The organism is Streptomyces sodiiphilus (assembly GCF_039529215.1).
Taxonomy (GTDB): Bacteria; Actinomycetota; Actinomycetes; order Streptomycetales; family Streptomycetaceae; genus Streptomyces; species Streptomyces sodiiphilus.
Genome location: NZ_BAAAMJ010000046.1, coordinates 82,060 through 94,307, shown reverse-complemented (window position 1 = coordinate 94,307; position 12,248 = coordinate 82,060). Strand labels below are relative to the sequence as shown.

Here is a 12,248-nt window from a genome sequence, read left to right as displayed (position 1 = left end):
GCACCACAGCAGGGCACCGACCAGCAGCACCAGCGAGGGAATGACCACGGCGGTCTCCGCCGTGACGTAGCCGCGCTGCCGGTCACTGCGCCGCATTCAGCGCCCGCTCGACCAGCTGCTGCAACGCGCCGCTGACCGCGCCGGAGGTGACGACCTGGTGGAGCACGGCCGCCAGCGCGGCCGCGGCCCCGGTTATCCAGGGCTGTCAAGTGACTCGGCAGATCAACGTACAGAAGCCTGTACAGGCAAATAAGGCATGTTGCTGGGCCGAACAGCTCCTGGACGACCTCGACATCTCCGAACGCCGCCGCGTCCAGGGTCTCGGCGCCCGGCAGAAGAAACGCCTAGTCGCCGTGTGCCCCACATCGAGCGGGACGGGGGACGCCCAGAGTGTCTCGCTCAAACTGAGGCGTCCATCTTCAACGAGACCCGACAGGTGGGGGTCTCGGGCAGGGTTCTGTGGGCTCGGGCCGACTAGAGCCCGTGCGTCGCTGCTTCCAAGGGATGGCCACGTGGCGGAGCGCTGAGCGGTGCATGCCATCCCAGGTGATGCCGTGGGCTGGAAAGAGCGGGCGTATGACGGTTGTGGTGGTTGCGCCGCGAACCGGGCTTGCCATACGGTCTGTCAGAAAGCTTGTACGTTTCAGTTTTTGCGGGCCCGGACCGCTCATGGGGGGGAGAACCGTGTCTGACCGCACGGCAGATGGCGAGTTGATCAATAGGATCTTCGTACCCCGGCAGCGGTTCGGCTGGCAGTATGTACCTCCGCCGGGGCTCACGGAGGCATCGCGCTCGCTTCCTGAGCCGGTCTGGCACGAACCTCCCATGCCGGATGAACCCGGGTTCACGGACCAGGACCGTTATTGGTCGGGTCCTGCCTACGCGGGCGTCGCGGTGGCGTGCGTCGCGGCGCTGGTGGGAGTGATTGCGGTTGTCCGGGCGCTGTGGCAGGTGATCACGTTCAGTTTCGACGGGTTCGGCAGCGTGCTGCTGATGGCACTGATCAGCGCAGTCGTCTTCGTCATCGCTGTTGTCGTTGTTGAGAGTATCCGCAAGCAGGCCGCCCAGCGCGAGCGGGATCTCGCGTATGAGTCATACCGGCGTGCGCATGCCGCTTGGGAACGTGACGTGGCCAGTCAGGTGGCGCAGACCCGCACGTGGTTCCCGCTGGGGCTGAGTGCCCCTGCCGCGCGAGTGAATGTCTTCGGTGGCAACGGTGACGGCTGGGCCAGCCTCCTAATGACCACGTGCGCGACGTTGCTGTCCGCCGGACGGCGGCTGACCGTGGTGGACTTAACCGAGCAGGCGGTCGGCGGCGGGATCGTCACCCTGGCCGAACAACGGGGCGAGCGGGTTGTCGATGTCGATCTGCCCAGTCGGTTCGACGAATACGAGCCCTGCAGCGGTCTGACCCCGGTGGAGGTCGGCGAGACACTGGCGGCGGCGGTCAGCACCATGCGGCCCGGGTTGCCGGACCCCGTCCTGCAGGCCCTGGACGCGGAGCTCCTCACGACCGTGGCCGAACGACTGAACGGCTTCGTGACGCTGCTGCGGCTGACGGCCGGCCTGCGGGTGCTGCGCCGGGTGCAGGACTTCGGTGACACAAAGCCGCTCACCGAGTCGGAGTACATGCGGATCAACGAGTGTGTCGACACGGTGGCCGCCGGAGAGCGTGAGCGGCAGGAACTCCAGTTCCTCACCAACGTTCTGGCCGTGCTCACCCGCACTGCGGGGACGGATCCGGGGGTAGCATCGCACGGCGGAGGGCAGCTCAGCTTCTTCGGGACGCGAAAGGTATCGGTCACCTCCGTGACCACCTCGGACTCCGACCAGCGGCGCAAGGACGTCACTGACCGGCTGGTCTTCCAGATGCTGCTCCACCAGCTCCGTACCGGTCGCAGCGGCGTGGAAGACGTTGTCCTCGTGGTCGCGGGTGCCGACCACCTCGGCCGGGACGCGCTGGAGACACTGAGCCAGCAGGCGCGCAGGAGCGGGGCTCAGCTGATCCTGCTGATGGAGCGCATCGGTGAGGAGTTCGCGCCGCTGCTGGGAGCGACGGACAGCGTGACGCTCCTGATGCGACTGGGTAACCCGCGTGACGCGACGCTGGCGGCCGAGTTCGTCGGCCGGGAACACAAGTTCGTACTGAATCAGGTGACCGAATCGGTCGGCCGGACCTTCACCGAAGGCACCAGCACCAGTGAGAGCACCGCCGAGTCGGTCGGCGGATCGCGCGGCACCAGCTTCTCCCGCGGCCGTCAGAGCGGGCCCTATCTGGGAATGGGCAGCTCCTCGTCGTCGCTTACCACATCACGCATGTCAACCTGGGGACGCACGCGTACCTACGGCACCGGCACGAGCAGCTCGGTGGCCGACGCGCGGACGCGCGGTACCACCGAGTCCAGGGTGTACGAGTTCGCCGTGGAGCCCACCGCCGTGCAGGGGCTTCCCACGACAGCGTTCTTCCTCGTCGAGGCTGACGGGCGCAGAGGTCGGCGGGTCGTCCTCGGCGACTGCAACCCGGGCATCGCGCTGCTCGACAAGGTCGCCGAGGAACCGCTGGAGCTCGAGTAGCACATGCTGAGCGGATTCGAGTTCCACCAGCTGACAGGCATCCCCTACCAGCCGCCGGAGCTCATGGCGCCGTCGCCGCTGAGTACGGAGCTGTTCGCGGCCTGGACCGCCGCGCACGCCGAGCTGTCGGGGCTGGGCGGCGCGGCCGATCCGTCGGGGCTGGGCAACGCCGCGGTGGCGACGCTGTGGATGCGGACCCCGGACCGGCAGCAGATCGACGTGTTCGCGGGCGGCCGGCCGTACTTCCCGGCAGCGGTCCCGGGCACGGACCGGAAAGCCGACGAAGGCGGCCGGATTCTGTTCCCGCCAGGTGTCACAAGCACACCCGCCGGGGCACCTGATCTCAGCGCGTTCCCGTTCTGGATCCGCTGCGGCGGTCATCCGGACTCGTTGTGGACGCCGTCTCCTCGGGAGAGCACGCCCCAGCGGCGAGGCGGTTTCGACGGCTTCGCCTCGCAGCTCGCGCATCCGTTCGCCTGGCTGGTCCTGGCACGCCCGTGCCAGACCGCGGAAGTCGACCGCGAACTGCGGCTGCTGGAATCACTGATGCCCCGGCTCCGGCAACGGGCCAACGCCGAGATCGACCAGGTGCGGCTGGAACGGGCCGAGTCCCGGTACCGGGAACTGGCCCGCCGCCGGAGCAGCGGGATGTGGCAGGTACACATCCTGGTCGGGGCGGCGACTCCAGCCGCCGCGAGGCGATCCGCTGCCCTGCTGTGCGCCGCGGGAGAGCTCGACGACCTGCCTTACGCCCTGACCCCCGGCACCAGAGCAGGAGACATCGACAGCACTTGGCGCGACCAGAGCCCCTCTGCGGCAGAGCTGGAGGCCCCGGCCACCCCGTTCGTGGCCAGCACGGACCTGCTCTGCGCAGTCGCCCGCCCGCCACGCCGCGAACTGCCCGGAGTACGGCAGATCGAGCGTGCCGACTTCGACCTCACACCCGAGTGCACCGGCGACATGATGCTGGGCGCCGTACTGGACGAGGCCGACCGGGCGGCGGGGGACCTGCGGATACCCGCCGCCTCGCTGAACCGGCACACCCTCGTCGCCGGCGCGACCGGCTCGGGAAAGTCCCAGACCGTGCGCCACATCCTCGAATCACTCCACGACGCGGGTACCCCGTGGCTGGTCATCGAGCCCGCAAAAGCGGAATACGGGGCCATCGCCGGACGCCTGGCCGGACGTGGCGAGGTCACCGTGATCCGACCGGGTAGCCCTGATGACGTACCGCTCGGCATCAACCCCCTGGAGCCGGAGCAGGGTTTCCCGCTCCAAGCCCATATCGACTTGATGCGGGCCTTGTTCCTGGCTTCCTTCGAAGCTTCCGACCCCTTCCCCCAGGTCCTGTCGCAATCGCTGGTGCAGTGCTACGAGGAACTGGGCTGGGACCTGGCCCTCAGCACCCGGCGGGGCCTGCCCCGCGCACCCCGCTACCCCGACCTCGGCGATGTGCAACGGGCGGCGCTGCAAGTCATCGACGCCGTCGGCTACGGTAAGGAGGTCGCCGACAACGTCAGAGGCTTCGTCAAAGTGCGGCTCGGCTCGCTCCGGCTCGGCACCACCGGCAGATTTTTCGAGGCCAAGACCCCGCTCGACATCGCCGAACTCCTCAAGCGCAACGTCGTGCTGGAAATCGAGGACATCGGCAACGATCAGGACAAGGCGTTCTTCATCGGGGCGGTCCTGATCCGCCTCTACGAGCATCTGCGCGTACACCGCACCGCGCCGGCCGGCGCCGAACAAGGTCTCCGGCACGTCACGGTGGTGGAGGAAGCGCACCGCCTGCTCAAGAACGCGCTGCCCGGAAGCCCCGCGGCACACGCAGTGGAACTGTTCGGCTCACTCCTCGCCGAAGTTCGCGCATACGGAGAAGGCATCCTGGTCGCCGAGCAGATCCCCTCCAAACTCCTGCCCGATGTCATCAAGAACACTGCGGTCAAGATCGTGCATCGGCTGCCCGCGGGAGACGACCGCACCGCCGTCGGCGCCACCATGAACCTCAACGCCCCCCAATCCCGACACCTGGTCTCCCTGCCCCCGGGAAGGGCGGCCGTGTTCGTCGACGGCATGGACCGCCCCGTCCGTGTGTCCATACCACTGGGCCAGGACCGGGAGAGTACGACTGAGGCCACCCGCCTGCTGCCCGGTGCGCCCAACCCTCACTCCGTGCTCAGTCACTTCGACAACGGCATCCCGTACACCCTCCGGGAGCTGAGCAAGGGGACGAAGCGGGCCGCCGACCCCCGTCTCGTCCTATGGATCGAACTACTCACCATCGCCCACCTCACCGGCCGCAGATCACCCCGCCCGGACCCGCAGTGGCTGTCCACCCTGCTGGCCCTCAACAACCGCAGGCTTCTCGACTGTGCCGTCGCCACACTGATCGACCAGGCCATCGCCGAGCGCTACAGCGGACTCAGCACCCACTACCCGCCCGAGGACCTTGCCGCCCACCTCAGCGACCAGGTGCAGCACTCGCTCAACGGCGGCCTCCACAGCTGCGACGGGAGAGAAACCCGCTGGCAGGCAGGACAATACCGGTGGGTCGACATCATCGCCAGGCTCAAGAGGGCCCAGGCCACCGGCCGGCACGCCCAAGGGCCACATCCCGACACCGACGCGTGGGCGGCCCGTGGCCTCGACCTCCCGGGAAGCACCCTGGACAAGCAGATCGCGGCATGGCGGAACCACCCCGACAACTGGCGTCCCACGAACACGGTCGTCCTCGGCCACAGCGCCGCCTGGCGCAGCGCATGTGCCGCGCTGAGCAACGCCCCGGACACCCGCGCCCGCCTCATCGCGGCCGTCCAGCACCTGGATGCTCCGTGGTGGCCGCTGGCTCCGTTCATCACAGCAGCCGAAGGAGGAAATCCGTGAGCGCCGACAGTCCGAGCCAGTCAGAAGGTGAGCGTGCCGACGCTCCGTCGGGCGGCGACAGCGCGTCCGCCTCCGGCGAGAGCGACAGCGCACCCTCAGGCGACAGCGGGGGGCGTCCGGCGGACACCGGCTCGTCGCCGGCCTCCGACTCGGCAGGTGACACGCGCTCGTCCGACAGCGCCGCCGAACGCGACATAGACTCCGCCGCGGCGGCGGACGAACACCGCCAGCAGGAGACCGAGGGCCCCGCGGGGACCGACCACACAGCCGCCCCCGGGGAGGGCCCGCAGGACACCGATGGTTCACCGGCAGGCGACGACCACGACGGAACCCAGGCGGCGGACGACGGCGCCGAGAGAGCGGCAGAGGAGGCCGAGCCGCAGGACGATCGGCCGAGTTCGGGAGCGGAGGACGACCTCGACACCGCGGCCGCTGCCGAGGACGACGCACGAGACGACGAGCCGACCGGATCCGACGACACATCGTGGCAGGACGACTCTCCCTCGGAGGGGCAGCAGGACACTGCCGAGGAATCCGGGGAATCTGAGGAGCCTGCGGAATCTGACAAGGACCAGTCCGACGAACCGGCCGACACGGCGGACGACGAACCCGCTGAGGAACGATCCGACGAACCAGCCGACTCCGTGGACGACGAACTGGCCGATGACACGGACGCCGGACAAGACGACCGACACGACGACGAGGGACACGACGAGGCCCCGGACGACGACCTGTCCGACGAACCCGACGCTGCGGAAGAATCGTCCGACGACCATCCCGACGAGGACGGAGGGCACGACGAGCAGGACGAGGGACAGGACGCCGCGGATTCCGCGGAGTCTCAGGAGGAGGACACCTCCGCCGGTCCAGAGGAGAGCCCGACACCGGCGGCCACCGACAACGCGCCCGTCGACTCGCCGACTGCCGGAGAACGAGCGACGGGCCAAGGTGACGCGCGGCAATCCGGAGATCGTCCGGTTCCCGGGCAGGACGGTTCATCGGGTCCTGACTCCGAGGCGATGAGGGCGGAGAAGCCCGATGAGACACTTCTCGAAGACGACCGTGGCGAAGAGGGGGGAAGGGTCGTCAAAGAGAATACTGATTCAGATCGACGCAGCATGAATTCCCCGGCTAAGGCCACTGACAACGTACTTGACGCCGCACAAGCACTCGATGCCGAGGTTCAGCCAGGTGATGCTTTGACCAACAAAGGAACAACACAGAGCGCATCGGAGGTGCAGGCGTCCGGGGGCCACTCTGTCGGCTCCAATCTCAACGAGATACCGGATGGCTCTATTACAGTCGCTGTCATGGGGCTCGGCATGGTCACCTTCAAGCTTGGGAAAATCCTTAGGCAAAAAGGCGGTAAGGCGTGAACGGCACAGCAGCGGACTCCGCAGCGGCACGCAGTGTCCTGCGCGCATGGCGGGCAGGCGAGCGGGAGACGTTCGTCCAGCTTCTTGTCGGGCTCGCACAGGCCCAGGAGCATCCACGGAATCCGACCCTATTCGTGCACATTTTGTTCCGGCTGGCGATGAGAGAGACCAGCACCACGGACAGGGAGTCGATCAGTCGATTCCTCACCTCGGCGACCGAGAAGCTACGCGGGCACATCGAATTCGACCCGCCGGTCGCTGTGGTTCTGTTCCGTGCAGCACTTGGGGCACCTCAAGCGCTCAGGGATGTCCCCGTCGGAATTACCGTGGCGCTTGAGCTGGCTCTCGCGGCCCTGATGCTGGTGGACACCTCCGACGACGAGCTGGACCGGATTCTCGGTGAAGCCGGTCGGCTCGTGTCTCAAAGCGCCGGGGCGGTTTGAGGCCCATCCGGTGCGTCCCGTGCGTTCCGTAGGTGTGGTGCATCCGGGTGCGTCCCGTGCGGTTTCTCGCCGGGTCAGCGGCCTCGGCGCTCCGCGGCAAGCGTCGAGGCCTCGCGGGCCTCCATCTTGTTCAGGCGGGAGGCGATCGGCCACGTCCAATGCGGCAGCTCCGGCGAAGGCGTCTACACCGGGGGTCTGGACGCGCTTGTGACGGCACTCTCCCAGGCCCGCTGAAGCAGGCCCACAGCCTCCTCGCCGTCACTGGCACGGGTTCAGATCTGCCCCGACTTGCCCCCGCAACCGTGCTGTTCAGAGCTGGTGGGCGTCAACACGGGTTCTCGCAGGGCACCTTGGAAGATTGAACGGAAAGCATTTACCGGATTACTCTGTGCTCTCATCCCATCGGTTCAATGAGGAATCCGTATGAGCTACACAGACCAGGACGTGCGCGCTGATGAAGGTGGGCTGCGAGAACCGGCTGGTGATCGGCGACAAGCTACTGACCGTCACGACCCCGGGCGGCCCGGACAGCGTCTTCGACCGGTACTGCGACAAGATCAGCCTGAACCCCAAGACTGCCCGGCAGTACCGGCACACCGCCCGCATGTGCACCCCGCCGGTGCGGCAGCTCGTGGCCGACAGCGGCGTCCACGTCAGCTACAGCGCGCTTAGGGAAGGGGCCCGCCTGGCTCCCTCCGGCAAGCCGTACGACGAGGGGTTCAGCACGCTCCGCTTGTTGCTGCGGGGAAGCGCGTGAGGCTGGCGCCGGCCGCGTCAGCGTGCCCCAGTACCGCCGTGCTCTGGGGGTGGAGCCGGCCTTCATCGCGTCCACCGTGGCCAGCACCTTGGCCCGCTTGGTCTTGCTGTCCTTCTTACGGGTCTCGCGCAGGACGTCGCCGGGGGTGCGTTTGGCCTCGCTCATGCTGTGCTCCCGCCGCGCTCGGCCAGGGAAGCCGGGCATGCCCAGGGACACGGCGGAGCCGTGCCCCTGGACGGCCCGGACCTTGCGCAGGACGGCCGGATGCCTGCTCGACATCCTCGCGCTCGTCCGGGTTCATCGCTTCCATCAGCCTCCGCATCGTCTCGACGGTCCCTTTGAAGGCCGCGATCTGGTCGTCCAGGTTCCTCACCACGAACTCGTCCGCCTCCATCATGACCGCCATCTCCTTGTCGGCCTTCAGCGAGCGGACATGGTCCTCGATGGCAGGCAGATAGGACGGGTCGGGCTGGTAGGAGGGGCAGGCGGCACACTGGAAGCGGATCGGGCACGCCTTGCCGCCCGCCTTGACGTTGGAGGGTTCGGTACAGTTTCCGAACGGCACCGCCACCGAGCGGGCCTCGTACGCGGTAGCTGATGCCATCGGCGCGGACTTGCCCCTGCGGTCCACGGTGTGCAGACGCATCACGTTGACTGCCTCCCGCTTCCGCTTGTGACCGCTGGGAGGTTTGCATCGATTTGTGGTCCATAAGCTCGCGCAGTACCTCGATGCGCACCCCGGCGTCCGCGTACCGCTGGCAGAACGAGTGGCGGAACGCGTACGGGTAGATCAGCGAGCGGTCGAACGGCACCCGGTCACCGTTCTTGTCGAACTCCTCGGACAGCAGGATGGGGACGCTGTCGGCTCACTTGCGGATCATTGACGAGATCTGCTCAGGCACCAGATGACGGATGATGCCGTTCTCACCGGGCGGGAACAGGAGCCCTTCGCTGCCTGTGGGCAGGTCGAGCGTGTCGCGCACGGCCCGCCAGGTGCGGATGGTCCCCACGGTGTCGTGTTCGAGCTCCAGGCGCCGGCTCAGGCGCCGTGCCTTGCGGTTGCCGCAGACCAACAGCCGTGCGCATACGCGCGTTCGAGGCAGTATACCCGCAGCTCGGCGATCTCATACGGGCGCCGGCCGGTTTCCCGTAGCAGCTCGTAGATCGCGCGGGCCATCGCTTGGACCTGCTCGGGCGTCATCTTTCCGTGCGTCATGCCCTGCGCCAGCACGTCCACGTAATCGTCGAGCTGAGCGATGAGGGACTCCGGCAGGGCCTTGCCGACCTCGTCCTCGTCGACCTCCTCGCCCTTGATGACGTGGCTGGAGTGCCTCGCGAAGCTCGCGGACATGCCGTCCAGGTGGCCTTCGCGGCTCGGTTGTAGTCGAGGATCTTGAAGAAGAGCGACAGCAGGGCCCCGCGCTGTTTGCTTGACATGGCCCCGCCGTCCAGCTTGGGCAGCACGCGGATGGTGTCGACCACGGCGTTCATGTCGGCGAAGACCAGCGCTGAGGCGTCCATGCCGCCACCGACGCGCGTGTCCAGGGCCCGGGAGATCGCCTTGCACACCCGCAGACTCCGTCTGGCCTCGGTGGTGTTCGGCTTCGTCTCGTTGATGAAGGTGCCCAGGATTTCCCTGAGCCACGGCTGGCGGATGTCCGTCAGGTCCAGGCCGAGCGGCCGCTGGGTGATGCGCCCTGCTGGCTCTTGACGCCGAGCTCGGACAGGTCCAGCACGTCCCTGCTGGTCGGGTCGACACCCTCGAAGCGGTCGAACACCGAGCGCAGGATGCGGTGCGTCTCGCGAAGGAGCGCGTCCACGTTCCCCTGTGTCCCGCTCGGCAACTGCCCGGCCTCAGCGGTGGCGATGGAGCCGACCCGCTCCAAGAGGTGCGAGACGGCGACCACGGAGATCTACATCCAGCGTCTGGACGTGCACCGGATCTACCAGGAGCTGTACGAGTCCGCCGGTCGCAACAGCGGCCTGGCCGTGGTCGAAGCATGAGCGAATTCGACGGCGAGCAGGACGAGTCGTGGTGACGCGAATTGAACTCGACTAGCTGCCAGTCGAGTTCACTTTCCCCGACGGGACGGCTTGGACCGGGCGCCTGGACGGATCCAGGAACCCGCAGGTACCGAGGACCTTGCCCACGGCGGTCCAGCTCAGCCATCCGCACGGGATGTGGAAGAGAAAAGGAACGGCCCTTCCGGCGCTCAGCCACTTGCGCAGGATGGTCGACGAGCTTGCCGATGCCGACTTCCAGGGCGGTGTCGAGGATTTGCGGACCGCACACATGCTGCCGTTCTGGCTGGCGTCGACACCAGACCGTGTCATGGTGTCCCGGCAGCTGCTGAGAGGCTGCGGAGCGCGCGTCGAGGTGTCGTTGCGCGCTCTTCTTGCGGGGAATCCGGTCAAGTGCCGGCCAAAGTCCGAGCCACTGGAGCCATACACCGAAGACCAGTGGAACCGGATCGAGACGTGCCTTCGCTCCGTCGTCAAGGGACAGCTCGCACTGCATCGGGAGGTTCTGGCGCTGGCTGCACTGCCCGAACTTGGAAGGTCGAGGCCTGATTCCTCGGCGGGTCGGCTGCTGTTTGGCGTCTACAGTGGGGGCGTCCCGGACGGGATCTCGGACCTGGGCCTGGCGACTTCACCTGGACGGGGGACCGAACCGTGCTGATGAGCTACATCAAGCGGCGGCGTGGATGAACTACCTCACCGGGCAAGGCCTGACCAGCCTGTCCGAGGTGATGCAGGAGCACTGCGACGCAACGAGCCCCTGCACAAACGGGGAGCGATCCGGCTGCTCACCGAACTGCTGCGGCAGGCGGACCCGCCCGCGAACGAGCCCGCACCCGGTACGGACCCGCCCGCATCTCGGCCGTGAGGTCCGCGATCTCCCCGGCCAGCTCGCAACGCACCACCACCGCCCGCTGGGCGGCGGCCACCCGCCGGGCCAGGGCACAGGCCTCGCCCTGGCCCTCCAGCGCCCGGTCGGCGGCGGCCAGCGCCGCCAGGTCGGCCGCCGTGGCCACGCGCTGCCGGGCCCCGAGCACCTGGCCCAGGGCGAGAACCGCCGCGAACACCAGGCACAGCAGCATCGCGCAGACCACCGCCCAGACCGTCGCCGACCCGCGGTCACCGGCACCCTCACGACGGCTCCGCATGGGCCACCGCCTCCGCGGACACCCGGACGGCCAGCGGCCCCGGCCCCAGGGCCCGCGCCTCCACCCGCACGCGGTGCAGTCCGTCCCGGCTGGTGACGTGCAGTCCGGCCCCGCTGGGGGCGGCCGACCCGACGATCGCACGAACCTCCCCGGGCGGCTCCCCGCGCGCCACGGCCCGGGCCCCGGCCCGGGCGGCGTCCGCGCACTGCAGTTGCACGGCGACCGCGCCCAGGCACCACAGCAGGGCACCGACCAGCAGCACCAGCGAGGGGATGACCACGGCGGTCTCCGCCGTGACGTATCCGCGCTGCCCGTCACTGCGCCGCATTCAGCGCCCGCTCGACCAGCTGCTGCAGCGCGCCGCTGACCGCGCCGGAGGTGACGACCTGGTGGAGCACGGCCGCCAGCGCGGCCGCGGCGAGGGTGCCCACCGCGTACTCCGCCGTGCTCATCCCGGCGTCCCGCCGGGCGAGCACGAAGCGACGGGCCCCGCGCACCCGGCGGAGCACAGGGAGAGCGGCGGGCAGGGAGGAGAGCGAACGGCGGAGGCGGGCGGGACGGGCCGAGACGGAGCGGGGTGAGACGGGACGGGGTGACGCGGAGGCGGAACGGAAGCGCATGGGTGTGCCTTTCGGATGGTGAGGAAGCGGGGAATGCGGGGCGGGAGGGAGTGAGAAGACCGGGGAAGGGACCAGGGGGTGTGGGCGGGCGGCGTCGGCGGAAGGCGGGTCACAGCAGCGTCCGGGCGAGAGCGATGATCACGGGGGCGACTCCCGTGAGCAGGAAGGCGGGGAGGAAGCACAGGCCCAGCGGGCCCGTGACATGGACCGCCGCGCGGCGGGCGCGGGCCTGAGCGGCACGCGCCCGGCGGACCCTGCACTCGGCTGCCGCCGCGCTCACCGCGGACACCGCGGGCACCCCGCTGGAGTCGGCCAGTGCCAGCTGCCGGGCCAGCACGGCCGCCCCGGGCAGTTCCGCCAGCCGGCCCCAGGCCGCCGCCGGTTCGCCGCCCAGCCGGAGCTCGGTGGCCGCCCGTTGGAGGCAGTTGCCG

General features: G+C 68.7%; 17 protein-coding genes. 8 read left to right on the top strand and 9 right to left on the bottom strand.

The window, feature by feature from the left end; genetic code table 11:
• Nucleotides 1-82: 82 nt before the first annotated feature.
• On the bottom strand, nt 83-166 hold the full coding sequence (locus tag ABD299_RS19745; protein WP_344264310.1) for a hypothetical protein: 84 nt from the start codon (nt 164-166) through the stop codon (nt 83-85).
• Here ABD299_RS19745 and ABD299_RS25175 point away from each other — a divergent pair.
• The 6 genes from ABD299_RS25175 (at nt 147) to ABD299_RS19720 (ending at nt 8,030) form a co-directional block, all read left to right on the top strand.
• On the top strand, nt 147-527 hold the full coding sequence (locus tag ABD299_RS25175; RefSeq protein WP_425581376.1) for a hypothetical protein: 381 nt from the start codon (nt 147-149) through the stop codon (nt 525-527). The two genes, ABD299_RS19745 and ABD299_RS25175, sit on opposite strands and share 20 nt — an antisense overlap.
• 298 nt (nt 528-825) lie before the next feature.
• Nucleotides 826-2,574 carry a hypothetical protein gene (locus ABD299_RS19740; RefSeq protein WP_344264301.1) on the top strand — a complete coding sequence of 583 codons (1,749 nt, stop codon included), beginning with the start codon at nt 826-828 and terminating at the stop codon, nt 2,572-2,574.
• A 3-nt stretch (nt 2,575-2,577) separates the two neighbouring features.
• Entirely contained in the window at nt 2,578-5,454 is a 2,877-nt protein-coding gene (locus ABD299_RS19735) for an ATP-binding protein (protein ID WP_344264298.1), read from the top strand.
• Nucleotides 5,451-6,830: a hypothetical protein gene (locus tag ABD299_RS19730; RefSeq protein ID WP_344264295.1), complete on the top strand. Its 1,380-nt coding sequence runs from the start codon at nt 5,451-5,453 to the stop codon at nt 6,828-6,830. Before ABD299_RS19735 ends, ABD299_RS19730 begins: the two co-directional genes overlap by 4 nt.
• Complete coding sequence (locus ABD299_RS19725; protein ID WP_344264292.1) at nt 6,827-7,273, top strand: hypothetical protein; 447 nt, start codon at nt 6,827-6,829, stop codon at nt 7,271-7,273. Before ABD299_RS19730 ends, ABD299_RS19725 begins: the two co-directional genes overlap by 4 nt.
• 454 nt (nt 7,274-7,727) lie before the next feature.
• Complete coding sequence (locus ABD299_RS19720) at nt 7,728-8,030, top strand: hypothetical protein (protein WP_344264289.1); 303 nt, start codon at nt 7,728-7,730, stop codon at nt 8,028-8,030.
• Nucleotides 8,031-8,145: 115 nt separating this feature from the next.
• Here ABD299_RS19720 and ABD299_RS19715 read toward each other — a convergent pair whose 3' ends face one another.
• The 4 genes from ABD299_RS19715 to ABD299_RS19700 all read right to left on the bottom strand — a co-directional run bounded on the left by ABD299_RS19715 (nt 8,146) and on the right by ABD299_RS19700 (nt 9,850).
• Nucleotides 8,146-8,679 (bottom strand): hypothetical protein, encoded by a 534-nt coding sequence (locus ABD299_RS19715; protein ID WP_344264286.1) that lies wholly within the window; start codon nt 8,677-8,679, stop codon nt 8,146-8,148.
• 217 nt (nt 8,680-8,896) lie between these two features.
• Nucleotides 8,897-9,040 (bottom strand): hypothetical protein, encoded by a 144-nt coding sequence (locus ABD299_RS19710; protein WP_344264283.1) that lies wholly within the window; start codon nt 9,038-9,040, stop codon nt 8,897-8,899.
• A 29-nt stretch (nt 9,041-9,069) separates the two neighbouring features.
• A complete protein-coding gene (locus ABD299_RS19705; RefSeq protein ID WP_344264280.1) occupies nt 9,070-9,381 on the bottom strand; it encodes a hypothetical protein in 312 nt (103 codons plus the stop codon).
• A 310-nt stretch (nt 9,382-9,691) separates the two neighbouring features.
• Nucleotides 9,692-9,850 carry a hypothetical protein gene (locus ABD299_RS19700; RefSeq protein WP_344264277.1) on the bottom strand — a complete coding sequence of 53 codons (159 nt, stop codon included), beginning with the start codon at nt 9,848-9,850 and terminating at the stop codon, nt 9,692-9,694.
• A 46-nt stretch (nt 9,851-9,896) separates the two neighbouring features.
• Here ABD299_RS19700 and ABD299_RS19695 point away from each other — a divergent pair, with 46 nt between their 5' ends.
• Both ABD299_RS19695 and ABD299_RS19690 read left to right on the top strand, forming a co-directional pair.
• Nucleotides 9,897-10,034: a hypothetical protein gene (locus ABD299_RS19695; RefSeq protein WP_344264274.1), complete on the top strand. Its 138-nt coding sequence runs from the start codon at nt 9,897-9,899 to the stop codon at nt 10,032-10,034.
• 226 nt (nt 10,035-10,260) lie between these two features.
• Nucleotides 10,261-10,710 carry a hypothetical protein gene (locus ABD299_RS19690; protein WP_344264271.1) on the top strand — a complete coding sequence of 150 codons (450 nt, stop codon included), beginning with the start codon at nt 10,261-10,263 and terminating at the stop codon, nt 10,708-10,710.
• Between the two features lie 127 nt (nt 10,711-10,837).
• Here the strand turns inward: ABD299_RS19690 and ABD299_RS19685 are convergent, their stop codons facing one another.
• From ABD299_RS19685 to ABD299_RS19670, 4 genes are all read right to left on the bottom strand, one after another.
• Nucleotides 10,838-11,197 (bottom strand): Rv3654c family TadE-like protein, encoded by a 360-nt coding sequence (locus ABD299_RS19685; RefSeq protein WP_344264268.1) that lies wholly within the window; start codon nt 11,195-11,197, stop codon nt 10,838-10,840.
• On the bottom strand, nt 11,181-11,525 hold the full coding sequence (locus ABD299_RS19680) for a TadE family type IV pilus minor pilin (protein WP_344264265.1): 345 nt from the start codon (nt 11,523-11,525) through the stop codon (nt 11,181-11,183). Before ABD299_RS19680 ends, ABD299_RS19685 begins: the two co-directional genes overlap by 17 nt.
• Nucleotides 11,512-11,694 carry a DUF4244 domain-containing protein gene (locus tag ABD299_RS19675; protein ID WP_425581375.1) on the bottom strand — a complete coding sequence of 61 codons (183 nt, stop codon included), beginning with the start codon at nt 11,692-11,694 and terminating at the stop codon, nt 11,512-11,514. The genes ABD299_RS19680 and ABD299_RS19675 overlap by 14 nt, the downstream gene beginning before the upstream one ends.
• Nucleotides 11,695-11,926: 232 nt before the next feature.
• The coding region (locus ABD299_RS19670) for a type II secretion system F family protein (protein WP_344264262.1) at nt 11,927-12,248 on the bottom strand (322 nt) is incomplete at its 5' end.